General features: G+C 40.9%; 19 protein-coding genes and 1 pseudogene. 7 read left to right on the top strand and 13 right to left on the bottom strand.

What is annotated here, in order from left to right:
- Positions 1–20: 20 nt before the first annotated feature.
- From HG263_RS15550 to pdxR, 8 genes are all read right to left on the bottom strand, one after another.
- Complete coding sequence (locus tag HG263_RS15550; RefSeq protein ID WP_171627007.1) at positions 21–770, bottom strand: sulfotransferase domain-containing protein; 750 nt, start codon at positions 768–770, stop codon at positions 21–23.
- A 1-nt stretch (position 771) separates the two neighbouring features.
- Positions 772–2,064, bottom strand: coding sequence for a coproporphyrinogen-III oxidase family protein (locus HG263_RS15545; protein ID WP_171627006.1), 1,293 nt, complete (start codon positions 2,062–2,064; stop codon positions 772–774).
- Between the two features lie 44 nt (positions 2,065–2,108).
- On the bottom strand, positions 2,109–2,351 hold the full coding sequence (locus HG263_RS15540) for a phosphopantetheine-binding protein (protein ID WP_171627005.1): 243 nt from the start codon (positions 2,349–2,351) through the stop codon (positions 2,109–2,111).
- Entirely contained in the window at positions 2,344–3,768 is a 1,425-nt protein-coding gene (locus HG263_RS15535; RefSeq protein ID WP_171627004.1) for an AMP-binding protein, read from the bottom strand. The genes HG263_RS15540 and HG263_RS15535 overlap by 8 nt, the downstream gene beginning before the upstream one ends.
- Positions 3,761–4,345, bottom strand: a complete 585-nt coding sequence (locus tag HG263_RS15530; protein WP_171627003.1) for a hypothetical protein — start codon at positions 4,343–4,345, stop codon at positions 3,761–3,763. The genes HG263_RS15535 and HG263_RS15530 overlap by 8 nt, the downstream gene beginning before the upstream one ends.
- Positions 4,346–5,727: 1,382 nt before the next feature.
- Positions 5,728–6,228 (bottom strand): hypothetical protein, encoded by a 501-nt coding sequence (locus HG263_RS15525; RefSeq protein ID WP_246239999.1) that lies wholly within the window; start codon positions 6,226–6,228, stop codon positions 5,728–5,730.
- 102 nt (positions 6,229–6,330) lie between these two features.
- Positions 6,331–7,439, bottom strand: a protein-coding gene (locus tag HG263_RS15520; RefSeq protein WP_171627002.1) for an IS3 family transposase whose coding sequence is annotated in 2 segments (ribosomal slippage) — positions 6,331–7,193 and positions 7,193–7,439 — 1,110 coding nt in all. Because the reading frame shifts where the segments join, the coding sequence is not laid out codon by codon here.
- 734 nt (positions 7,440–8,173) lie between these two features.
- Positions 8,174–9,631: a MocR-like pyridoxine biosynthesis transcription factor PdxR gene (gene pdxR, locus HG263_RS15515; protein WP_171627001.1), complete on the bottom strand. Its 1,458-nt coding sequence runs from the start codon at positions 9,629–9,631 to the stop codon at positions 8,174–8,176.
- Between the two features lie 113 nt (positions 9,632–9,744).
- On the opposite strand from pdxR, the gene HG263_RS15510 reads away from it, so the two are divergent.
- The 6 genes from HG263_RS15510 to HG263_RS15485 all read left to right on the top strand — a co-directional run bounded on the left by HG263_RS15510 (position 9,745) and on the right by HG263_RS15485 (position 18,523).
- Complete coding sequence (locus HG263_RS15510; RefSeq protein WP_171627000.1) at positions 9,745–10,521, top strand: aldolase; 777 nt, start codon at positions 9,745–9,747, stop codon at positions 10,519–10,521.
- Positions 10,522–10,531: 10 nt separating this feature from the next.
- The gene (locus HG263_RS15505) at positions 10,532–11,410 is read left to right on the top strand and encodes a dihydrodipicolinate synthase family protein (protein ID WP_171626999.1); all 879 of its coding nucleotides are present in this window, start codon (positions 10,532–10,534) and stop codon (positions 11,408–11,410) included.
- Between the two features lie 62 nt (positions 11,411–11,472).
- Positions 11,473–11,724, top strand: coding sequence for a hypothetical protein (locus HG263_RS15500; protein WP_171626998.1), 252 nt, complete (start codon positions 11,473–11,475; stop codon positions 11,722–11,724).
- Positions 11,725–11,770: 46 nt separating this feature from the next.
- Entirely contained in the window at positions 11,771–12,586 is an 816-nt protein-coding gene (locus tag HG263_RS15495; protein ID WP_171626997.1) for a formate/nitrite transporter family protein, read from the top strand.
- Positions 12,587–13,003: 417 nt separating this feature from the next.
- Positions 13,004–17,479 (top strand): FG-GAP repeat domain-containing protein, encoded by a 4,476-nt coding sequence (locus HG263_RS15490; RefSeq protein WP_171626996.1) that lies wholly within the window; start codon positions 13,004–13,006, stop codon positions 17,477–17,479.
- Positions 17,480–17,581: 102 nt separating this feature from the next.
- Positions 17,582–18,523, top strand: coding sequence for a hypothetical protein (locus HG263_RS15485; RefSeq protein ID WP_171626995.1), 942 nt, complete (start codon positions 17,582–17,584; stop codon positions 18,521–18,523).
- Between the two features lie 751 nt (positions 18,524–19,274).
- Here HG263_RS15485 and HG263_RS15480 read toward each other — a convergent pair.
- The 4 genes from HG263_RS15480 to HG263_RS15465 form a co-directional block, all read right to left on the bottom strand.
- Complete coding sequence (locus HG263_RS15480) at positions 19,275–20,444, bottom strand: MalY/PatB family protein (RefSeq protein WP_216628480.1); 1,170 nt, start codon at positions 20,442–20,444, stop codon at positions 19,275–19,277.
- Between the two features lie 165 nt (positions 20,445–20,609).
- Positions 20,610–21,698: a porin gene (locus tag HG263_RS15475; protein WP_171626994.1), complete on the bottom strand. Its 1,089-nt coding sequence runs from the start codon at positions 21,696–21,698 to the stop codon at positions 20,610–20,612.
- A gap of 228 nt (positions 21,699–21,926) precedes the next feature.
- The gene (locus HG263_RS15470; RefSeq protein ID WP_171626993.1) at positions 21,927–23,117 is read right to left on the bottom strand and encodes a dicarboxylate/amino acid:cation symporter; all 1,191 of its coding nucleotides are present in this window, start codon (positions 23,115–23,117) and stop codon (positions 21,927–21,929) included.
- Positions 23,118–23,380: 263 nt separating this feature from the next.
- Positions 23,381–23,671, bottom strand: a complete 291-nt coding sequence (locus HG263_RS15465; RefSeq protein ID WP_171626992.1) for an ArsR/SmtB family transcription factor — start codon at positions 23,669–23,671, stop codon at positions 23,381–23,383.
- 131 nt (positions 23,672–23,802) lie between these two features.
- Between HG263_RS15465 and HG263_RS15460 the strand changes: the two genes are divergently transcribed.
- On the top strand, positions 23,803–24,720 hold the full coding sequence (locus HG263_RS15460) for a permease (RefSeq protein WP_171626991.1): 918 nt from the start codon (positions 23,803–23,805) through the stop codon (positions 24,718–24,720).
- A gap of 255 nt (positions 24,721–24,975) precedes the next feature.
- Here HG263_RS15460 and HG263_RS15455 read toward each other — a convergent pair.
- Positions 24,976–25,825, bottom strand: a pseudogene (locus HG263_RS15455) (DDE-type integrase/transposase/recombinase).
- Positions 25,826–25,869 lie beyond the last annotated feature (44 nt).

Here is a 25,869-nt window from a genome sequence, read left to right as displayed (position 1 = left end):
TACTGCCTGATTTAAACTGATTAGTCAGTAATGACTTGGCTTTGGTAATGGGGAAAGCGATTAAACAACAACCTTTCTCTGTTACCTACAAAGGTTGCTAACTCGTTTTGGAAATAAGTTTGCCACTTGTCTTGTGCTTGTCGCTTTGTACCCTCTTTAGGCTGGAGTTTGTCTTGGTTCAAGATAAATTCAATCTGATTTGGGGCTAAATTTTGCTCTTTTAAGTATTCAACAAGCTGCTCATTGAGGCATTCAGTATGTAAAAATTTAATCGGATATTCAGCTTCTTGGTAAGCCCCAGATTGAATTGTCTCTTCATCTAGTTCTGCATATACATCTTTGGCGTCACGATAGAAAAAACGGATAAATTGCTCCGTGTGCCAACCCAAGGGTTTATCGGCTTTACGGTTTTCAAATCCGTTCAACTGCCCTTCAAAGTGGCCTTTAAAATACGTATCACTGACACGAATAAAATCGCTAAAGCTCATCGTTTCTGGATCGACCCCCATGTTTTGCCACTGTGCCTGTGAACAATATCTATGGGGGTGTAAACGCCACCAACCAAAGTGATATTGCGACACATACCTATCCATTGGATGACGCATGATAGAGAGAATAGGCATACCTTTGGCCTGCTCAGGAATGTCGCTACAAGTTAGGTGTGTTTCTAGTTCTGTGGCCTCAGGATAAACTCGCTTTAGCATATTTTGAACAAAGGTCCCACCCGTTTTTGGCATGTGGACAAAAACAAAATCATTAGTGATCAACATATCAATACCCCGTATCTAACCAAGCACGAGCCAAGCTCTTACCACTAAAATCACCATACATAACACCTTGTTCTGTAAGCTTTAGAATGTTGTTTTCTATGGTTAAAAAGCCTTTTTCAATGAGTAAATGCAGCATCTCATTGTTTGGTGATGCCAGTGCAATGCCGTGCTTGTGTTCAAAGGCACTCAAATCGATTTGCGAGGTTTTCATTCCCAGCACGATATCCCGCGCAATGACTTCTTTGCTGTTAAGGTGCATACCTCGGTCAATGGGCAGTTCGCCCAGATCGATTTTGTCTAAATAAGTTTGCGTGTTGGAGGTATTTTGAATATACGCCCTTTCAAGAGAACTAAACGCAGAGACGCCAAAGCCATAGGTGTCTTCACCACGCCAACGTTTAATAATGTGTCCTTGCGGGTAATCACCATTTTTAGTAAATGTAAAATAGGTCGATGGGCGATAATTGGCTTTTTTCAGCGCCCCCATAGCCATACGCATAAACGCAATTTCTTCATTATCACTGGGTAGTACGATGGTGTTTTTACGTACTGCTGAGAAATACTTAGAGTTTTTATACAGCTCCATCTTATAAACAGTGATCGCATGAACATCCAAGGATATTGCCCGCTCCACCGAATGACGCCAAGTTTCCATAGTTTCGCCTTCCAAACCACTTAACAAGTCGATGTTGACAGTAACACCGGTATCAAGCGCACGGCCAATGGCATCTATATTCATTTTTTCTGTGTCTTTGCGCCCTGTTTTACTGACAATCTCATCAACAAAAGATTGGATCCCAAAGCTCATTCTTGTGATGCCAAATTGACTAAGCTGTTTGGCTTTTGATTTATTGTAAGTGATGGGTTCAACTTCAAAAACAAACTCACTCAAAGTCATATTAAAATGCTTGTTGAGCTGTTCGAGTATTTTTTCCATATGATGAGGTTTGAGCAAACTAGGTGTGCCCCCACCAAAATACAAGGTATCTACCGGCCTTTGCTGCCACCCATAAGCTTGGCTAACCATGGCAATTTCTCGGCACAAATAGTCTACGTACTGATCCATCTGCTCTTGATCACTATCGGCCAGTTCCGTGATCTTAAAAAAGCAATAAGCACATCGTTGAATGCAATAGGGAATATGAATGTATAAATGGAGACGATTATTCGCAGCCACTGTGGGACTAAAACTGCTTTTCCAATATCGACTAGAAGGATAATTAGTAACAAAACCTCGTCGATGTAACTCATCTTGCGGGAGGTGGACTTGTTCTTCTTGTAGCTTGCTTTGCATATTCAACTCCTTGAATGCCAATTGTAAGCGCGTAAACGCCAGAGTTAATTTAACTTTTGTTTGATGCGTTCAATGATCACGCCCAAGGTTTCAAAATTTTCCACCGTGAGTTCATCGTCGTCGTACTCAAAGTTAAAGGCTTTTTCTAGCAACAAAATAAATTCAGTAAAAACAATAGAATCCATAGCTAATCCGCCTTCGAACAGCGGTGTTTTCTCGTCAAAAGAAGCAAGATTTAAATCGATATCGAGTTCTTTATCCATTAAGGTTTTGATTTGTTCAAACATGTGAGATTACTTCCTCTAATTTTCTTCGATTGAGTTTTCCATTTGCCAACCTTGGTAAGGGGTCGACCAATTTGATTTGCGATGGCACAGCGTAAGCAGGTAAGTGACTACGCCACGCTTGTTTTAATGCGCTAAATTGACTTTCGGTCACACCTTCACAACAGGCAATCAGCGTTTTGCCCTTGCTGTCTTGTGGTCCACATACAAGTGCCAACTCTTGAACAAAAACATCTAAGTTCAGAGCTTGTTTTTTTAATTCGATTTCGAGCTGCGCAAATGCCAATAAACGTCCTTCTCTATTTACGCTAAAATCTGCACGACCATGCACGCTAAAGCGTCCATCTGATGCCAATTTTCCCAAGTCTCCGGTTTTAAAAGGCTTTTCAGCAACATTAAAAAACTGAGGGTGCGCTGGGCTCATAGCTATCGAGGCATTTGAATTTAAATAACCAACAAAGGCATGCATTTGGTGTACTTCAAGTTGCTCATTGACACTGGCAACGTCTACCCCAGGACAAGGTGTAAAATAAGCTTGCTCAGCATCACTATTGAGTAAACCTTGATTGATAAGTGATGCAATGCCAATCACCCCCATTTCTGTACTGCCATAGAGGTTCAACCAAAACTGTGTTTTGTTAACCCACGCATTTAAGTAGCGAGTGTTAACACAATCCCCGGCAGTGACTATCAGCTTTAGAACATGTTTATCACTTAGCTTGGCACTTACTGCATCGAGCAAAGAGGAGGTAAAGAATACGCAGCTTGGTTGCCACGTTTTTTCTATCTGCTTCCATTTCAATAAATTGAGACCTTGGGTCAAACACACTGATGCACCCGCGCATAAACTCGATAATGCAGCGGCACCAAAGCCATACATGTGGGAAATAGGCACAGGTATAAGCACATTATCTTGTAAAGACAAGGGCAAAAGGTTAAGCGCATTTTGGCTATTTGCGACCAAAGAGTCGGGCTGATGAAAAATCACTTTGGGTTCACCCACACTACCAGAGCTCAAAAAACCCAACATACCTTGTGAATCACCGCATGTTTGCTCAGTGTTTCCTTGCATATGGCTGCTTTGCCCTACCACTTGGGCTTGGGTACGACAGAGCAATTGGTTAGCATCTAGCTCAAACTGGTCACACTCTTTTAACTGAGTGGGTATCTCACTCGTACTAGCACGCAAAACGGCGGTTTTTTTAAGGCCAAAGCATGCCAACATCAATGCAAGGCAGTGAATGCTTTGCGTTATGCTGAGCACAAAAACTTCTGAACAAGGCACGTCTAACAGTGCCTCATGATAATCGCGGATCAACTGATTAAACGCATGATAGGAGACACTGTTGTTATCGTCACAGATCGTCGCGCTCGTCGTTGGGTTGAATTGAATAGGTGCCATTGAGATCACATTATGCATAAACGTCGGTTCCTTTTTTTGCATATTGATGGACGCGGTACAGACTGTGTGCATTGACTACTTCTAGCAATTGAGCAATTTTATGCTGCTTAAAATAAAGGTCAAAAGAGCGCAAATAATAAGGTCCAACAACGTCTAAAATACGTTCGTACTTATGCGTTTGGGCTCTGTCACATCGAGAACCGACTTTGCGCAAATGTTCACACCCAAAAATATCGCCTATGGTGAGGTTTTGTTCGATTAGAGCATGCTTTTGAGTGTCACAGAGTAACGACAAATCAAATAAGCATTCCGCATAAAGCAAAGGGGAATTTGGGTTTTTTAGATATAAAACAGAGTGACGCGTTAAGGTATCTTCGGCTTGAAGTTGCTTATGCACCTGTACACTGATTTTTTGCTGTGCTTTTTCTTCCAAAAAAGCGGTTGTGGACGTACTTAGCTTGAGGTAATCCTTAAGTAATTGCTGACCTCTGGCTCTTTGAATATCTGTACTTGCCTCAAAGTAAGCTAACTCATCGGCATTTGTATCGTCGATAGTTGAATGAAAGGCGCTCAGTGCCTTGCTGGTCAATTCCATTGGTTTACTCCTAATCCCATTGCCTCATTCCTAGAGAAAAAACGGTTGAGCTTAACTGATAAAGTCTTCCCTCACTACCGTATTCCTTTATGCATTCCTTTTATATTGTGCTTTTTAGCCAGACAAACTGGCGACACAACGATATAAAAATATTAATATGATTATCAATATACAGTCAACTATCTTTAAATAAACAGTAATGAACAATTTAAAAACCAAGCAAAAACGTTATTGCAAAAAAAGCACAAAAACACACCTCACATTTACAACAAACCGATAAACACACACCAAAATACCAAAAAAATGCTTTTAAAAACAAAAATACCCATAAACATTAAACACATATAATTTAAGACACATATCAAACAGCAAACAAACACACCTATCAATCAGCATTTTCTATTTTAAAAATAAACAACTTATTTTAAAGCTAGATATTTTATTTAAATAAAGTAAATAATTTTTAGCCGTTAAATTTTATTTCAAAGATAGTCGGTTATTTTGACGGCCAGGTTTTATTGCAAAATAAACATATTTTTGCCTGTATAAGCACCACCTCTAAATACGACACTTTGGTGTCGCTCTTTAATAAGCTTTGCTTTATTGACCCCCTGTTTGGCAAAGTGCTTGTTGAACCACTAACAGTGGCGCAAACAACCCCATCACCCTAAACACCACTGCCGTCATCCTGACGAAGGTCAGGATCTTGTTTAGCACTGCTGAAGGATTTGAAGAAGATCCTGAAACAAGTTCAGGAAGACATAGCGCCTGATGTTTAGGCCCTAGGACCCTGAAACAAGTTCAGGGCGACGAATGTCGGTTCAAGATGACGAATGCCAGTTCAAGACGACAAATACAGGTTCAGATACACTTCCGTCATCCTGACGAAGGTCAGGATCTTGTTTAGCACTGCTGAAGGATTTGAAGAAGATCCTGAAACAAGTTCAGGAAGACATAGCGCCTGAAGTTTAGGCCCAAGGACCCTGAAACAAGTTCAGGGCGACGAATGTCGGTTCAAGGCGACGGTGCCGATTTTGGGTGACAAGTGACGGTTTAGTACGACTCACATCGGCTTTAGGCTACTCCACTCGCCTATAGTACTCCGTCATCCTGACGAAGGTCAGGATCTTATTACCAGTTTTTACTAACACAAACTGTTTTCCCATAATTCTACCGAAGACAAAGTAGCCTAGCAGGCCCATATATAATGAGGGTGTCTGGAACCCCAAAATTTAATTGGAACGAAGACAATTCTAACCTGCTAAATTCCTTTGATTTTTCACTCAGATTTCGTTTCTTGGTATTTATTTATCATAACCGTTTGAGTAAAACGAGCAATCTCGAAATTGGCGTTCTGTGAGCCATTTCAAAGAATATCTTGCTTATATTTCACCAAAAAGCACCTCATAGACATTAGCAATAGTGTCTATGCGATGAAATTGCCCTTTGTTCAACTCTCGGATATTTGGTCTTTCAGCTTTCAACCCGTCACTATCACCCTTGGTATGTTTTGCTATTTTAACACCATCAAGTGCAGGCAGAGGTTCACCAGCTTTCCCACCAAAATAGTAGAATGGCCCCAGTTCAAGAGTGTTTTCGTCAAAATAAATCCAGATGACGCAGCCTGATGGTTTATCAGCGAGTTTAACATGCACTTTTTGTCGAGAAGTTTTACCGCCTTTATATGAAGCCTTTAGCTGAACATGCCTAACAAGTCGATTTGATTCTAAAATGACATCATAACCAGAGTTATCAACTTCTGGTTTTGCCACTTCCAAATCACAAGCTCCATTTTTCCAAGCGATTTTTAGTAGCTCACCAACAAACAGGTGCTCTATTAACTTCTCTCTGAATGAAGAATGTTCTGTGTGTCGTTCCATCATGCATAAAATTCCTTCTCGTAATTATATTGCTGAAATAATTAAATTTTTGTTATGTTTCAAGATATAAGATTAAGATTCTATTGAAAACTGTCCACTCCCCCGTCAGTGAGACACCTGTAAACTAGAGTTTTCCAACTTTGCTCGGTAAGCTGCGGGCGGCAGATCACCAAGGCTTTCATGTGTGCGTTCTTCGTTGTAATCTAATCGCCAGAACCACACCATTTCTTTCACTTGATTGATACTTTCAAACAAGTAAGCATCTAAAAATTCTCGTCTAAATGAGCCATTAAACCGTTCAACAAACCCGTTTTGCTGTGGCTTTCCAGGCTGGATATAAACTAATTCTATGTTATGTGCTTCACACCAATCGGTTAAACGGGCTGAGATTAATTCAGGCCCGTTATCTACTCGAATTTGTTTCGGTAAACCGCGCTCTGCTTTGAGTTGTTCAAGTGTTCTAACAACCCGTTCCGCTGGCAGCGAAGTATCTACTTCAATAGCCAAACACTCCCGAGTGCCTTCATCAACAATATTGAGCGTTCTAAATCGTTTTCCGCAGTATAAAGAATCATGCATAAAATCTAAGGCCCACTGATGATTAGCTTGAGCGACAACTTCCAATGGCTGCACAACTCGTTTTGGCAGCACGCGTTTCACTCTGCGCTTTAAGTTCAAACCCATTTGGCAATACACCCGATATACGCGCTTATGGTTAAACGGATAACCTTTAAAGCGAAGGCGACCATAGCATTTCCAGAATCCAGCTCTGGGGGACTTTTTTAATTCTGCATTGATAGCATCAATGACAGCTGCGTCAGCCTTTCGCCAATCTCGTTCTGAGCGGTAGTAGGTAGCGCGACCAATACCCACAAACTTACACGCTTTTAGAATACTTAAACCCGCTTGAACCAGTGTGTTGGCGCTACTTCGCTTCTGCGCTGTCACCAACCCTTTTTTGCGAATAACTCCTTAATCGCATGATTTTCTAAGCTGACATCTACGTACTTCTTTTTAAGCTTGGCATTCTCTTCTTCAAGCTCTTTCAGGCGCTTAACATCTGACGCTTCCATACCGGCATATTTGGCTTTCCAGTTGTAGTAAGTGGCGCTACTGATCCCATGCTTGCGGCACACTTCTTCAACCTTCATACCCGCATCGGTTTCTTTAAGCACAGCTATGATCTGAGATTCTGTAAAACGTGACTTTTTCATCGTTGTCTCCTGATTTTGATATTACAGAAAACTCTAATTAAACATGTCTCATGTTAAGGGAAGTGGACAAAATCACTTGTGGATGGACAATAAAGTTTGCCCGTAATAAACAGAATAAACAATAAAGTTTGCCCGTAACATAGGTTTATTAATCTAGTAAATTGCCTTCTCACAAGGATAAGGTAGGCATACTAGCCGTTGCAACCACGCTCACTCCTTCAGTGATCAATAACGAATTACACAATAAGCCCAATTAAAGTCTGGCCACCAATTTATGGCGTTTATTTTTACTTTCAATCTGGAGTGTGACGTAAATGCATCTTGAAGGGTTCAAAATGTAAGCTAAGTAGATTCAAACTGTACCTTATTTAAGAAGTGAAAAAGCGCAAAGGGCTACTAGGAAGTATCTCCTGCCTGGCTTAAAAGTATGAGAATTATCTTCAGATTAAATAGTCCCGGAATCAGTTAAGTAAAAATTGAGCTAAAAACATCTTAAATGAGCAGCGCTTTACAGAAAGGTATGCTTTTCGATACCTTTTGTATGGTGTCAATAAAACTAAGAAGATAAAAGAGTATTTACCCTGATCAAAATACAGGAAATAAGCCTTCACTCTGATCGCATTGTGCAAACATACTGGAGTATTTAAGCCTGAGCTAGCACGCCTCAATGCCACCACGCGGATTTATCGGGAATCAGTCGTACACTATATTAATGCAGCCTATCCGAGGCTAATTCATTTTAGTACTTCGGATAGTTGTTCAACAGAGCGCGTTATTTCGGATTCATTTAACGCACCAAACCCAAATCGAAGGTGTGTTGGTGAAATTTGATCATATTTATAAAGTGTACTCAACGTTGAATCACTACCGGGGAGACTATCTAACAGCTTACCGTTGACAAGCTTCGAAATGTCAATCCAAATAGCCATACCACCTGTTGGCAGCGAAAATGAGACACCTGAGCCAAAAATACGCTTGAACTCTCTTGCGGCAAAATCCCTTCTGGCTTGATACTGTTTTCGGATTTTCCGAATATGTCGTTTTACTTCTCCGGATTCCATTAACTCTGAAAGAACAATTTCGGTTACTGTATTGCCCTGCCTATCTATTAAAACGATTTCTTGTGCCGCTCTTTCAATAAAACTTGGATCAGCAACAATATAGCCAAGCCTGAGACCGGGAGCAAAAACCTTTGACATAGACCCAATATGTACAACATTTTCCGAATGTGGAAGACTTGCAAGAGGTGGAATTGGATTGCCATCGTAATGAAATTCATGATCATAGTCATCTTCCAACACAGCAAATTTATGTGACTTAGATAGCTCTAATAGTGCTAATCTTCTATCCATTGGTAAGCATACTGTCGTAGGAAATTGATGGTGTGGCGTTACATAAACAGCAGAAATAGTATAGTTACCCAAGATCTCTCTTAAATGCTCGATACTTAATCCATTTTGGTCAATTTTACAACTAATGATCTTAAAACCATTTGATTCAAATGCAGCTCTTGCAGGCAGGTAACAAAGATCCTCTACAACGATTGCACCTTTATTTGGGTCTAGCACTCGAGAAGCCAAATAAATCCCCATTTGGCTACCTCTGACAATACAAATTTGTTTATCTGAGCAACTCATAAACCTGTCACTTGATAGCATCTTTTTTACTGATTGGCGTAATTCAGTGGTACCTCTAGGATCACCATAGCCAAGCTTTGAATGGCGACTGAGGTTAATGCACACCTTTCTATAGGTCCTCGCGAGCAAGCTATAGGGTATTAGACGAGAGTCTGGTGTACCATCGTTCCCCGATATCTCCCTGCTATATGCACAAACAGCATCTTGATACAAAATCTCGACTAACTGCGATGTAGCCTTAGCTTTATCTTGACTATTCACTGCATGTTCGTTAGACAAAGTTAGCGTTTGTTCCGGCAATGTTTGTGAAATATAAGTACCTGACTTTGGGCGAATAACCACCCATCCCTGTCCTTCAAGCTCTTCATATACTTGCTGGACAGTTTTACGGTTAACACCAAGTTGCTTAGCCAGTGTTCGCGAACCAGGTAGCATACTGCCAGGTGCTAGTCTCCCGTCTTTTATATCCTCGGTAAGCTTGTTCAGCAATTTTGAATGCAAAGTTTTACCTGGACTGTCTTCTAACCAAAATTGTGTATCCCAAGGCCTTAGCATTTATCCCTCCCCTACATCTGGACCATATAAAATAAAATTTCTGGACCTTATTATTGGTCCAGTCTAGCGGTATCTTACTGACATTGTCAAAACCGCTTGAGAGGAAAGCTTGTATGAAGACAGCAACAAAGTCGAAACAGGACCTAATGCACGGTGCTGAGAGTGATATGCAGAAGCTCATCGAAGACATCGGATTATCAGAAAGAGAAAAGCTAGCACTAACTTGCAGAATACTATTTGATAAAGGCCATGATTCTGGCCTGGCCGGACAGATCACCAGTCGTGCAGAACAACCAAATACTTTTCTAACACAAAGATTTGGACTGGGGTTTGACGAGATCAGTGCTACGAATCTGATTACTGTAGATCAAGACTTAAATTCACTTGATGGTACAGCTATGCCAAACCCAGCAAATCGCTTCCATACATGGATTTACAAAGAGCACCCTGAAGTTAACTGTATCATCCATACACACCCCACCTACGTCGCAGCCCTGTCAATGGTGGGTACACCATTGATTATTTCACATATGGACACAAGTGGGCTTTACAACGACTGCTCTTTCATCGCGGAGTGGCCAGGTGTACCCGTAGGCAATGAAGAAGGTAAGTTGATATCGAAAGCTCTGGGGAATAACCGTGCAATTTTCATGGCTCATCATGGCCAGCTTGTCACTGGCCGGACCATAGAGGAAGCATGCAACTTGGCCATCCTCATTGAACGTGCTGCAAAGTTGCAGCTCCTGGCAATGTCAGTTGGGGATATTAAACCGCTGCCGCCTGAACTCGCAAAAGAAGCACACGACTGGACTTCGACAGATAAGCGAAACAAGGTCAATTTCGCGTATTACGCCAGACAAGCCCTAAAGAATCACCCTGATTGTATATAAGGATCACAATATGAACCTATCTGGAATTATTGGCTACCCAGTTACTCCCTATAGCCAAGATAACAAAAGTGTAAGCCTCGAAAAGCTTGGTAACGTAATAGATATTTTGCTTGAAGCGAAGGTGGATGCTATCGCAGCACTCGGCAGCGCGGGCGAAGCTGCCTATTTAAGTGAGTCTGAATGGAGGCTGGTTGCTGATTATACTGTAAAGCATGTAGCCAATAGAGTACCAGTAATAATAGGTATTGCAGAGCTAACAACAGATAAAGCTGTTAACTACGCAAAGTATGCCGATGAAATCGGTGCCGACATGATTATGCTTTCACCGTTCTCTTACTATAAATTGAGCGAAGAGGAAATCCATTCACACTACGAAGCTGTTTCAAATGCCACAAAATTACCCATCATGATCTACAACAACCCTGCAACATGTGGCGTAGATATGTCTCCGGAATTTATGCTGAAAATGGTAAACAATATTACTAACGCGACAATGATTAAAGAGAGTACAGGCGACATTCAGCGGATGCACAAAATATTTGCACTCTCCAATGGCAAAGTGCCATTTTTTAACGGGTGTAACCACATGGCCTTAGAAGCGCTTAATGCTGGTGCCAATGGCTGGTGCACAGCAGCCCCATGCTTAATAGGAGACAAACCGAAACAGCTATTTGACGCCGTAAAAAATGGCAATAGCCAAGAAGCACAGCGGTTGTTCTATCAGCAATATGAGTTTTTGGAATTTATAGTAACCTCAGGACTGGCTGCATCGGTAAAGTCTGGGTTGTCCCTGTTAGGCAATGAAGTCGGCAGCCCAAGAAAACCATTGTTACCGCTTAACCCTGCCGAGAAAAAGCGGCTCAAAGCCATGTTAGATATCCTTGTGTAGCTCTAAATAATAAGGCCTGCTCGTATTTGCAGGTCTTCATCCTATTGATAGAAGGTACTGGCATGGATCAAGCTTGCCCAAACACCATTATCTCATTGCTCGAAGATGCAGGCCGAAAAGGCAGCTCTGGCGCAAATTTAAGGCGTTCGTTAGAGATGACTGATACAGAGTTTAAACAAGAGTCAAAAAAGCTCTGGGACAAAGGAAGTTTATGTGGAATACGCGAAGAAAACTGTTGTACCAGGGGCTGTGGGTTTATGTGCACAGCATACTTAGATGAGAGTAAAATATGGAAGCTCACAGAAAACGATTAATCCCCACTCTCGCAACCATTACACATTAGAATAGTGAGTAAATAAGATGTATGTCGAGCAGATAAATAGATTCGCAGATCAAGCGAGTAAGAAAGTAAGTCTCTTATTAGAAAGGGCATCAGCAATATGTATTGGCGGGTTGCTAGCTGGTGCATACATCGGCTTTGGCATTGTTTTAATCATGACATTAGGCACAGATGTTCCTTCTGAGTTTAGAGCGCTAGTTATGGGGGCCTGCTTTGCCATTGCGTTAACCTTGATTATATTTGCAGGCGCAGAGCTGTTCACTGGTTACACTATGTATACAACTTTTGGGGTATTAAGAAAGCGCATTTCAATATCAAATGCCGTGCATATCTGCCTTGTTGTCTGGCTTGCAAATTTAAGTGGATCAGTGGTATTTGCCCTGATATATAAATTAGGGGGAGGCGTATTGACAGAGAGTCAGAATACTGTTTTACAGTTAATCGCCTATAAAAAAATAAATGCTCCTGCAAGCACTTTATTTTTTAATGGTGTTCTCTGTAACTGGTTGGTTTGCCTTGCAATCTGGATGTCGGCCAGAATGGACAGTGATATAGCTCGGTGCATCAGCATCTTTTGGTGTCTGTTATGTTTTATTGCCAGCGGATATGAGCATAGTGTTGCCAATATGACCATTTTTTCTCTCGCGCTTATGGGCCCAACCATCGAAGGGATTTCTCTGTCAGGTGCAGGACTTAATTTATTGTGGGTGACCCTTGGCAACACGCTAGGTGGTGTGCTTTTTGTTGGGGTGAGTTATTGGTATATGTCTACTTTAGCAACCGATAATCAGCAAGATAATAAAGTGCACGTACCGTCGCAAAAGCGTAATAATTAAACCACATGAGATAATACTGACTATGAAGTACTGTTCGTTGCGTCAGGCTCTTTATACGCATTCACGACGTACTAGTTTGGGGTCGCTCAATTTCAAGTGAGTCTCGCCAAGTAGAGCATAGCGAACACTTGCGGGGCTCAGGACCTTGCCCTTGGGTTTATGGCCTTTCATTCCTTTTTTGGCTCTCTTTTATGGCAACTTTTCTTTTATGGCAATGTATACATTAATTTTGCGTCTTTTCCCCTCGCCCTCCGTCATAACATTAAGCCAGCATTGTTTTAACTATATAGATACAAAAAACCAACCTCTGGCTAACTATTGCACACCAGATATGTTGTCAAGAGCGCCATTTACAGTGCTTATACAGGCAAATAATGGGTGCAGTTCAAACATTAATTCTCATTAAGGGAAATGATTATGGAAAAAAGAAGTTATTTATTGAGGGGGGCTGCTTTGATATTAACGGCCTACTCTTCGATAGCCAGTGCTGTCAAGGTGCATACATCTGATGTGCCTTGGAAATACAGCATGATAGATGGTAAAGGGCAGGAATATAACAACGCCCTGGTCGCCGATCTGGATGGTAATGGCACCGATGATATTGTATTACAAGAGGTTTCAGATAGAGGGTATGTTTCGACTCAGGGGATGTTAGTTCTTCTTAGTCGAGCAACGGCTGGAGCAGGGAAGTACGATGAAAATGAGCAAAGAGCTGAGTGGAGTTCATTGTTTAATGCAGGTACTGCCGAGTTTCGCGACCAGCTTAATTACCCGGGATATTTAAGAGGTTTTTCATCTGTAAAATCAAATTTGTTTGCAGCTAATATGGCGAGTAGTAAGGGTGTAGAAATATTCAGACAGAATAAAGCAGATAGTTATGATGGTCGTTATTATGCATCAGATTTTTATACAGTTGATGTTCATGGAGCAAGGGAAGAAGCCCCCGATAAGCAGAAGATAGATATAAACTTTAGGAACGATTTAGTGGAGGGCCTCGTCTTTATTCATGCACCAGACGAGCTAGCATTTGCTGATTTTGACCATGACGGCCTAGACGACATATTTGTTCAGATAACCGGTATTGGTAATGGCTATAAAAAAGACGGCTCTATTTATTACAACAAAAATTTTAAAATATATCAGAATGCTCCTATCCGAATGGCTGATGGTAGTGATGGCATTGCTCAGCAAGATTTACTCTCATCATCAGGATTGCTTAATGGTGCCAATGCGCATATTCGCTTTGGTGACTTCAATGGCGATGGCTACCCAGATATATTGCGCTGGGATAAAACGGAAACTAGCGAATTCATCAATGTTAAAACTACTGAAGGACATTCAAAAATTGATATCTGGTTTGGGCTAAGTACCCCCGGTACTTTTAAACGCAGTTATCTATACCTTGATGGTGATTTTAATCACCAAAAAAACAGTAACGATCCGCAAGTCAAAGAATCGTTTAAAAAATATTCCAAGGAGCAAGTCAGAATTGGTGACTTTAATGGCGACGGGAGTGATGATATCGTATTTATTGACGACTACAATTACACCGTTTATATCAGCCATGCCGTTAAAGTAACCGTCGACCAGGCTGGCAAAGAAACAATTACCAGAAGCACTGACGCTCTTTTCTCAAGCGTAACGGTGGAAGATCAAACCGTATATAACAATACCAATTTCATTAGTATCGCCGACTTTAATAATGATGGCATGGATGATATCGGTGCCTGGAATGGCATACCTTATATTCTGTACGCTTCATATACAAACACAAGCGACACAGCAGCACAAGGCTTAAGCTTTACAGGGATAGAATCTTCTCGGACGATAGATCAAAACGGCAGTTTTAATAATCATTTCAGTGGTTATACTAGTAGTCGCTATCACAAAATGGCGCATGGGGACTTTAATAATGACGGTTATACCGATATCTTATTGTTACCTAAGTCTACAGACAACCCGGTAGTGTACCTTACTCCGCCTTACAACCCCTTATCAGCGATTAATCAGCCGAGTTATAGTGAAGTTAATCATATGACGGGCCTTACTTATAAAAATAAGAACTTTGTGTTCTTTGCTGAAGGCAATGACATTAAGTATATCTATAAAGATGAGCACGGTTGGAGCAAAGCCCAAACATTACCATTTTATCACCAAAACAACGACAGTCGCTGTAATAACGACAAGCCTGAAAATACGACTTTTTTAACCGATGCAACATTAGCAGGTGTCGATACTAAAGGGCAAGGAAAGTACTTCTCGCCAGTATGTAATGCTAGTTATGACGGACAAGTCTTTGATGTAACAAGCGATGGTCAATACCTTTATTTGTTCAGGGCAAATGGTTATGCAAATAATTCGAAAGTGTTAGCTGAGAGATTCGATTTTGCCCCTGTAGACAAAAAACTCATCCGACTGTCAGAATCCAGGTATAAGCTTAGTGGCAAACGCTATGCCTCAAGTCAAGGTTCAGAGGTTATTACCACGCCTGGAGACAAACAAAACTTTACAGAAAGCGCAGACATCTCCACCAAAGATAGTTCTAACATGCCTTTCTATGAGCCCGCATTCATTGTGCCTTTTTCTATCGGGGAGCTTTCAAATGACGCAAGCTGTAAAGTAACAGCTTTATCGGCTTCCACCCTTGGTGAAGGTAAAGGGCAACAACGTTTTGTGGTAACAACTGCGGTAAGTAACGCTTGCAGTTCCAACCCTAAACTGGTCGTTGCTTCCTATAGGAAAGGTAGCGAGCAAATATTTGATAATAGTGATTATACATATTTGCAAGACGGCAAGGCTGAAAAAGTAAGTCCCTGGTATCACAGTACTTATTTTTATGCCAGAAATGTTCGCAATTTAGACACTGCAGTTGTTCAAACCTCAGCACCCGCCGTTCTTAATGGCGAGCAAGGTACACATATCTTTGATCGGGAGCTGGTTATTTCCTCAGCCTATGAAGATGAAGGTGATGGAAAGGTTCTAACCTACAATCTTCCTCTGGATAAGCTGGGGCAGATAAAAAATGACACGCCGAGAGGATGGTCATTCACCTTGATGGATACGGACTTAAATATCACCCCGCGCTTATATGAAGGCACAGATGGTTTGCTCTATAACATGTGGAGGCGAGATTCAAAAGGCGACCTTGTCTACAACGTAAAGGATACTACATTAATAAAGCAAAGAACCTGGCGTCACGAAGAGTCTGCGTATGTAAACATGCTTGTGAGTAACTGGGGGGAAACAGAAGGTGATTCGGTAAGAACATTTGAATTCCCGCATAGTTGGCCAGTAGCAATTGACGACCAGCCTGATAGCCTGCGCCGTGCTCTAATGATCCCAAGAGATGCTGAGGAAAGGAAGCCCCCGCAATGGTCTCCCAAGTTTGGTACTTTCTTTCGGGGAAATGATATGGTTTTAGCCAAAGGCGTTACACCAATGACTTTCACTGGAGGTAGGTTGTCAGAGTTTGGTGGACAAAAGCAAGGGATTATGATTCAAGAATATGTCGAACCACTGAAACAAGCCGACGGGCGCTTCAAATTTGCCTTTTCCGAAGTACCTATGGGAAAACTTAAGGCGACTTTTAACGGCAGGCATGTGGTGAGTACAACACCTTATGGTTACATTGAAGGCGCACCTCCGGTACCAAGAGAAAATTTAGGCAGAGACCAAAATGGTCGATGGGGCTATTCTGGAGCTCTTGCCGATGTTGAAATTGAAATAAATATCGGCACTACGGTCTCAAACGCTATTGATTCCACAGGAGGCGGTAAAGTTTCACTTTATGAAACTGCCGGTATTAAAACGCCAATAGTATCCAGCAGCCTTAAACTCTACGTCAATGCCTCAGGAGGTAAAATCTGGGGTAATGAAGAAGAATTTTCTTTATCTAAAACAATAGTGAGAAAGTCATTTATGACTGGGAATGTTCCTGGGCGAGTTTGTGAACAAGGAGAAAGCGCTTACCTGCAACCTTGTTATGAAACCGATGACAAGGGAAATAAAACGGTTGAGCTATGGGCTCCTCACACGGAAGGAACACTTTTTGTTTCTACATTGAGTGCATCTAGATATGCACTACATCACCCTGAAACAGGTAGACTGGTCGGCTATGTACTGGATTTCTCTGATGCCGCTATCAATGATGAAACCATTAATTTTAAAATGAACCCTAACTACCTGGTGGCGGGCTCCCTCGATGGCTTTATCGGTCCTAAAAAAGTTAATGGTGTCGGACAGTCTTATTTTAACCCAAGAGAAGAGTTGGTTTGGCGAATTAAGGATAAGCGTCAGCAGGATGAACTGTTAGCTCGTCACAATGCAGCCAAAACAGATACCAGTGGTACGTCTGCACAAGAGTTTATCAATGATAAATTGTTAATCTCAGAGATAGCAGTCTCTGATGGTGGGTTTCAGTCAAAAAATGAAATAGCTGCCGGATCAATTACTGATCACTATGGCTTTGAAGCCAATGTAGATTTTGGTGTAGATTTTGAAGTTGACTCCAGTGGTACAGGTTTTGGGGTTGGTGTAGGCGGATACTTCTCCCGTACATTCAAGCAAGCAAAAGATACCCAAAGCTCTATCAGTTTCGTTGCCAATATAGATCATGGCGTGACGAGTGAGGTTCAGGATGAAAATAATAACACCCTGCCATGGGCTGTCGATAAGTACAACTCCAGAAGCTATTTTTTACCTGCAAGCGCGCAAAACCTGAACATTTTCTTTGATAAGGTTGTATCGCCTCACCTACTCACAGGAGAGAACATCCATGACAGTGAAATTCAAACTGCGGCATTGCTTAAGAAGTTACGCGCAAGCTCAGTGCCTGTTTGGCGGGTAACCCATAGAGTAGATGGTGTAAGCCGTTATATTCCGAATCCAAATTAACATAGAGAACTAGAGAAACAAAAGGCCGTGTATGGGTGTTTATCATCAATACACGGCAAACTCATTCTCGATCGATACCCTCTTGAACGGTACTTATCAATTATGAAAATAAATCACTATTTATGCTTATCTATAGTCGTTACTGCGTTACTATCTGGCTGCTATGACAGAAGTAATCAGCAAGCCGTAACAGATGACACAAAACTTGCACCTCAACTGCAAACCTCTATTCATGTCCCTGAAAAAATAGATAATATCACCGGATTTGCTAACCAGAAACGGTTTAGTTTTAATCGTGCAAAACAACAACTATTTAGTTATCAGGAGGATGGCTACTCCTCATTACTAGAGTTAACACTAGAGCAGCCCCAGAAGGGCCAGCTATTAGCTTGCCAAACTTATCAAAATGACGAAATACATCAGCTACCATTATCAACTAAACAGATGTCCGAAGCTTTAGACTCTAGCGCGAATATCGAAAATATAAAGATAAAAGCAGCTTTGTGCGGAAATATTCAAGCGGATATGGGAGTTGATGTAATCGTACTGCTCCAGCAAGAACAAACATTGTTACTGATGTTGGGTTCAACCGATAACAATATGCAGGTAGATCACTGGCGGGAGATCACTTCATTTCCAGCTAAAGAAGATCGACAGTATATGTTATGGCCACAACTTATTGCGCACAGCGCTACCAGTATTTCCATCATGCAATATCAAAATAAAAACTGGTCTTCAATAAAAGAGCTACTACCAGGTGACTTTATAGAAAGTTTTACCTATGAACCAACCGATCATACTGAAATGTGGGCAGAGTATATAAAATTGGACCGTGCATCTGCTAAATTGATGTGGAATGGAGGTGCAAAAAGCATGGCTCAATTAGATAAGTATATAGATTCAATCGATAACAAACTGCCAATTTCACCAAACCAATATAAAAAGGAGATTGAACAATTACTACTAAACCTAGACCCAAATAAAAATGAGGAGGTCGCTTCTCGGTTGGCTTCGATATATGTAAACTGGAAGCAGTCCCCCTAATTAAGAAATATTAAAATTGACGTTGGCAAGAACCTAAGGCAGGTCCAGCTCAACTATCACCTCCCTAAATTTTTTTGTCTGAGCGTCCCCCGAGTTCCACGATAAAAAATAATTTATTGCCCATCGCCAGCTCTGAATAAGCCTTGTTAATTTCTTGCTGGCGTTTTCAATTACCATAAATACCACTTTGCTTGAAGATCCACAGCCGGAAGCAACTCTTCACTACTTGATTACGTTGTTATTCGAAGTGTAAGTGCGGCATAGTGTCCATAACACCAATCAAACTCGCTGCTTTCAACGAGCTACAAACGGAAATTAGCGCAGAGGAGTTTTCCTGGATACCGTGCCTTCAAATACTACAACACTCTTAAAAGAGTGCTGGCAAAGCGACCAAGTTGTATAGCCGATGGAAATGAAACAGGTTTGATGTTTGAACTGGCTTTAGGCTGAATCAGGAAGCGTATGAAGCGCAGTTCTCCACTTCGCTTTTATTGTTTGGCTCTATAAAAAGGAAGATTACCAGGTCAAGTTTTAGCTAATACATATTAGTAAGCTGAGTGTTCACGCACTCGAGCGCCCAATGCAGCTGCACTTTTAATTTCCGACATGAGGCTGAAATAACTGTGGTATTCAGGCAGTTCAATGCTCTTATCTTTTTTAGCTAACTTGTGCACTTCTATACACGTTCAGCTGCCTGCCCTTTACTTTTTTTTGGAGTTAAAGGGCAAGCTGTCAAAGAAAAAAGTACCACCTATGTGATTGCTTTTAGCTCTAGGTCTAGACGCTTGAACGCCTCTTGTATATCCGCACGAGGGCAGGCAAAGCTGATCCGGGCATATTGTTTTGCGTCACTATCAAACCAAGTGCCTGGAGACGCTCCAAACCCAGCTCTTCCAAACAGCTTTATCAATTCATCACCTGGAAGACCTACGCCAGAGAAATCTAACCAAGCTTGGTAGGTGCCTTCGACGGGAAACATCTTGACGTTAGTGAGTTCTTTATCAGTGAAATTTTGGAGCCAGTCTACAGTTCCTTGCATGTACTCCATAAAAGCGCCTAACCACGATTCACCTTTCTCATATGCCGCAATAGTTGCAAATGTCGAAAATGCGCTCCCATGATCTAGGTAAAGCGACTCAGAAATGGCTTTCATCTTCTCTAATAGCTCGGTATTTTCAGTGTAGAGATAACCATTTGAGATACTTTGCAGACCAAATGTTTTTGATGGCGAACCGATTAATGATACGTGTTTATCAGCCCCGACAGTCATCAGGCTGGTAAACTTATATCCTTGATAAATAATGTCAGAATGAATCTCATCACTGATTATTGTAACATTATATCTATTTGCCAATTCAAGCACTGTAATCAGTTCGTCTGGCCGCCAAACTCTGCCAACAGGGTTGTGAGGGTTGCACAATATGAGTACCTTCACATTTGGATCTTTTAATTTGCTTTCCAAATCTTGAAAATCCATTTCATAACTATCGTCAACGACACGAAGAGGGCTTTTAACAACTTTCCTATTAGCAGTACTTATTACTTTAGAAAACTGGTGGTAAGCAGGTGTTTGAATCAAGATACTATCATTGACTTCCGTCAGCTCTCGTATAAGTAAAGCTATGCCTGTTAGTACGCCGGTAACTTGTACAAAGTTACTCGTATTCAATTTGAGACCATGCCTGCGGAGATTCCAGTCACTTATTGCTTTAAATACCCCTTGCGAGTGAAATTCATAAGCAAACTTCCCTCGACTTGTCAGGCGTTGTAACTCATCTATGATTGGTTCTGCAACCCTTAAGTCCATATCAGCCACCCAAAAAGGAGTGACATCCGCGGTTCCGAATATCCCCTCAAGCATATGCGCGCTATTTCTGATGAATTGGTTCTCCGCTGCAGGATCTTTCTTGTCAAAATTCACTATTAACCTCTGTATTGTAGTACGTACTGTGTAAACTTTAGACGGAGCTGGCTAACAAAGGATGCAAAAATTTTCTATAGTAGCTTGTGAGATAAGCCTGTCCTTTCCATTATCAAAAAACTAATACTTTCTTTTCACAAAAAGGTCACCAATAACCATAGCGCTTTAAAGTGAGGCTTCGAAATCATAACGTATGCCGACACTTAGTTGGTTTTTCCTTGATTGATTTTCGATGTCCCGAGTCAGCCATTCTGTAAATATATAAATATAACTATTAAAGTGCCTTTCAAAGGTTACGTTGTAACCGTTATACGAGCGCCCTAGCCCGTTACCGTTCCAATCGAAATATGACATCTTTAATTTGTAGCTCTTGCTAAAAGAGTATGCAGACGCTATGTCTAAAGATGATTGTTTGTAATGATTGCCTGACAATACATGTTCGACATCCCGATAAGTTATGCCTAAGTATAGTTTTTCTTTTACATTCCAACTTGCAGCAAATGAAACAAAATCTTTTTCCTCACTATCGTTTATCTTTTGATTAAGAAATGAAGCACCAAAATAATAGCTGGATCCGTTATATCCAATTCCCAATGAGCTAGCATCTATGTGTGCTTTATTATTGGAATTAGTATTATCTCCACCGGCACTGTACTCTTCATGTCCGTTGGCTTGAATCCCGGCTTCAAATTTCAAGTTATTAGCAGCGTATGAATATGTTATTAGTTGATTTGTTCTGGCTGGCCCAGCTTCATCGTATGCAAAAGGACTTGCTCTGTTATTAAATATATCTGTCACGAACGCGATAGTATTGTAATGCGGGCTGTATTGTTTTCCGATTGCAATCTTACCGAAATATCCCTTCAAGCCGACAAACCCTAGTCGCGCATCACCAAAGTCAGAATCAGCTTCTATGTCAACATCCCACTCCCCCTGATAAAAGGCAGTTAGGTTGCTGCTATGAACTTTCTCTCCTTTAAAGCCAATCCTAGAATAAAAATCCGTAACATCTGTACTGGTCTTCCCATTGCCGAAATGACTATATGTGAGTGCGGGCCTAAAGCTTCCATAAAGAGTTAAGTTACTACTCTTCGATGGCACTTTTTTTTCTTCAAGTTCATCTACACGATTTTGTAATGCTGCTATTTGACCTTGAATAGCCTCAAAACCTTGACTATTTGCTGTTGCATCCAATGCATTGAATAACAGAAAAATGGAAACTAATGTTACCGGTATATTTTTTAAACTTTTCATAATCAACAAATCATTTCTAAAGGAAAAGCGACAGAGCATTCACTGCTTGAGGCGCTAGCACTTATATTTTTCAAAACTATCTTCCTGATGTTTTTCAGGTATAAGGTCGCCATTAATAAAATTGCAATTCAAGCTGTAACGTCAATATCTTCTTAGTTTTGGAATTTAGCAGCTACTAGAAAAGTAGTTGCTGTTGTAACTTATTTTTTATTTTTGGTTAAGCCCTTATCATAGCGCTGGATCTTGATCTGCATTTTTATTAAATATTCCTTCTAGCATTAGCGTGATTGCGCCATCACCAGTAACATTACATGCAGTTCCAAAGCTGTCTTGGATTGCAAATATAGCAATTAATAGTGCTACACCAGCTGGGTCAAAGCCTAACACGCCTACCACTATCCCCATTGAGGCCATAACGGTGCCTCCTGGAACGCCTGGGGCACCAATCGCAAATACCCCAAACAACAAGATAAATACTGCCATCACATCAATTGGTGGGATTGAGCCATAAAGCATCAGTGAAATAACCATGACAAAAAGTGTTTCGGTTAAAACTGAACCACAAAGGTGAATCGTTCCTCCAAGCGGCACCATAAAGTCAACAGTCTCCTTACTTAGAACTTTCGATTTTCTTGCTCCATTCAACGAGACAGGAAGTGTTGCAGCGCTAGACATAGTACCAATAGCTGTTAGATATGCTGGACCGTAGTGCTTTATAACTTGCCAAGGGTTTTTACCAGAAATAAATCCAGCTATTGAATATAAAATAGCTAACCAAACTAGGTGACCCAACAGCGCTAACATGACTACTTTCAAAAATACAGGAAGCTGTTGAGTTAATAACCCTTCATAAGCGAGCCCTGCAAAGGTGGAAGCCACAAATAGCGGTAAGGTAGGAATAACAACTGCTTTTATGACAATCATCATCATACTTTCAAATTCAACTAGAAGTTTTTCGAAGCCACTGGCTTTTGTCTTCAACGTTGTCATACCAATAAGAATGGCTAGTACTAATGCTGACATCACCGACATAACAGGAGAGATTGAGAGTTTAAATGCTGCTTCGGGAATGGGTCTCAAGCTCTCTGTTTCGATTGGGACGGAGAGATATGGAATCAAAACTAGACCTGAAAAGTAAGCCAAAGATGCAGCTCCGACAGCTGAAAAATAGGCGATACCTATTCCGGCACCTAACATTTTGTTAGCGTTATATTTTAGTTTAGTTATTGCAGGTGCAATAAATGCGACAATTACCAGAGGAACAGTAAAGAATATAAATTGCCCTAACACATACTTTACTGACGCAATAATAGACATTGTTTTTTCGTCGGCAAATATACCAATAGAGATACCAGTTAAAATCCCTAAAATTAATTTAAGAATGAGCGACCACTCAGATATTCTATTGCTCAAATTCATATTTTAATAGCTCTTACCGTTAGAAAAGCTAACCCTTAGTTGTATTGGCTACTTACTAAGACGCAGTATTGGCAAAAAGGATGCATAGAACTTGGCAAATGTGACCAATGCAATTTATACATTTTCAGGAAAGGAGTTTTAGAGAGGCGAGGACTATTGTTGAACAACTAAACTTTATCGAAAAATCGTTATCATTCATACAGTCAGCCCTTGGCATTGACTGACCGTGACAAATAACTTACTTACAACTTAACTCTGAATAACTAAGGTTCATCAAAACAGCATTCATCCTGTAGAAAGCTGATAACAGCAAGTAACTTCTTGTATTCAACAGTACAAAACAAGACCCTCCCCTCTCTTCGCTGTTTAATTAGACCAGCAGAGATGAGACTGGAAATATGATGGGACAATGTTGAATTGGGAACATTTAGCTCTTGCTGTAGTGCTCCAACACTTATCCCGCCCTTACCTGCCTTTACTAGTCTTTTAAAGATCATTAGCCGAGTCGTATGGCCAAGCTCTTTAAAGGCTTTGGCCACTTCTTCAATTACCATAATTTATCCACTCTAGAGGCTTTAATATTTCCATATTACCAGAAATTTATTGACAAAGCCAACAACCTCACCCTATCATTTCCAAGTTACTAGAAATATAGATTTTGATTTTTATCGTCGAGAGGTTTTTTATGTCTATTAATCAAGAGGTTGTTTTAAACACTTTGAGTATGTTTATTACTCTAGCTGTTGAACTGACTTTGCTTTATTTAATAATTAGCTACATTGTAGGTATCTTACAAGAGTACATTCCAGCTTCAAAAATCCAGAGTATATTAAGTGGGAAGAATGGTCATGGTTACTTTATAGCAAGCTTACTTGGGGCTATAACCCCCTTCTGCTCATGTTCGACAATACCTTTCTTAAAAGGTCTGTTGCGAGCGAATGCTGGGTTTGGAACCATGATGGTCTTTTTATTTTCAAGCCCATTACTTAACCCCATTATCATAGGGCTATTTGCGGTTACCTTTGGTGTCAAGGTTACAGTCTTTTATTTCTCAATTGCGATGGCAGTGTCAATAATAGCAGGCATCACGTTGGAAAAACTCGGTTTTGAAAAGTACGTTAGATCAGAAGCTTATATTGAACCTGAGAAAAAACAATGTGGTTCAGCTTGTCACAAAAAAGCCCCACCTGTAAGCAAGTGGATAAAAATTTGGAGAAGCACCTGGAAAGATTTCAAAAAGGTAGTTCCTTATTTGTTCGGAGGTATTGCTTTAGGTTCAATTATATATGGCTTCATGCCAACAGAAATTATTTTAAGCATCGCTAGTGAAACTAACCCTTTTGCTATTCCGATTTCAGCAGTTATCGGTATTCCATTGTATATAAGAGCTGAAGCTGTGATCCCACTAAGCTCAGCGCTAGCAGCAAAAGGAATGGGGCTTGGAGCCGTTATGGCACTCATCATAGGTAGTGCAGGAGCTAGCTTGACAGAAGTTATTTTACTCAAATCAATTTTTAAGAATAAGCTGATTTGGGCGTTTCTTTTTGTAGTCTTATCAATGGCTATCAGTGCTGGTTACTTATATCAGTTTATTTTTATTTAAACTAACTCTAACCCACCTAACCTGATGTAACTTGCTGCTAGCAAGGTTATAAGGCCTCAAAGATAGTCAACTGGAAACATGTTTTCCAGCGTATCACGGGGCCTTCCGTCGTTGTAAACCTAGAACTGATGATCTTTCATTTTACCAAAAAATTGCTACTGTAAAAATAGATGCAAAGCTCACATGGCTTTTTCACGAACAGTTGTTTGTGAACTCAAAAAACGATGATCTGATCCAGTAAAACAGGACACTTCATTAAGCTATGTTCAGTTGTTCAAATCTTTCAGTGCTTAGATAGCCAATAGCACTATGCCTTCTCTTTTTGTTGTAATCAATTTCAATGTATTCAAATATGTGCTGGCATGCCGCGTCGCCACAGCGCCATTTATAGAGCATCACACACCAAGGTTGATGTCATGCGCTTACTCACTACCAACCAATCACTACGCGTGAGTATAAATCGATAATAACTGCTAAATAGAACCAACCTTCGCTTGTCATTAAATAGGTGATGTCGCCTGCCCATTTTTGATTTGACTCGTCAGCGATAAAGTCTTGCCCAAGCAAATTCGGAGCAACAGGCAATACGAGTTTACTGTCTGTTGTCACTTTAAACTTGCGAGCCGCTTTAAGCTAAAAGCCCTTGGAGCTCCATGCTCTTTGTAAACGTATCTTTGATTTTAGTATCACACGCTTGTTACGCCTGCTTGCGCTTACTCGGCTGCTGGCACGATTTTAGCCATGAATAATACACACTTGGCGACACTGATAATACATAGGCTATCTTGCGTATTAAGAATGACCTGCGGTTGTCTTTCATAAACTCAAATCGAGTTACTTTTGGTTTTTCGCGAAGTTGGTAGCCGCCTTTTTTAGGATTTCTAGCTCCTCTGCTTGCTTAGCCAACTGGCGTTTTAACTTGGCATTCTCTGCTCTCAGAGGTTGATGCTTTCTTTTGAGCTGCGTTACGCCAAGCATAGAGCTGAGATTCATAAACTGTGAGTTCTCGCGCAGCCTGTGCAATTCCAGCTTTGGTCGCCAGCTTCAAGGCTTCTTCTTTAAATTCGGCTGAATAAGTTTTTCTGGTTTTCTTTGGGGATGTCATTTTTCACCTCTATGAGTTAGTTTACTCACTTAATGAGGTGTCCA

Origin of the sequence: Pseudoalteromonas caenipelagi, assembly GCF_013140855.1 — a bacterium.
GTDB lineage: Bacteria > Pseudomonadota > Gammaproteobacteria > Enterobacterales > Alteromonadaceae > Pseudoalteromonas > Pseudoalteromonas caenipelagi.
Note: the sequence above shows the minus strand (reverse complement) of the source record. Positions and strands in the feature narration are given on the sequence as shown.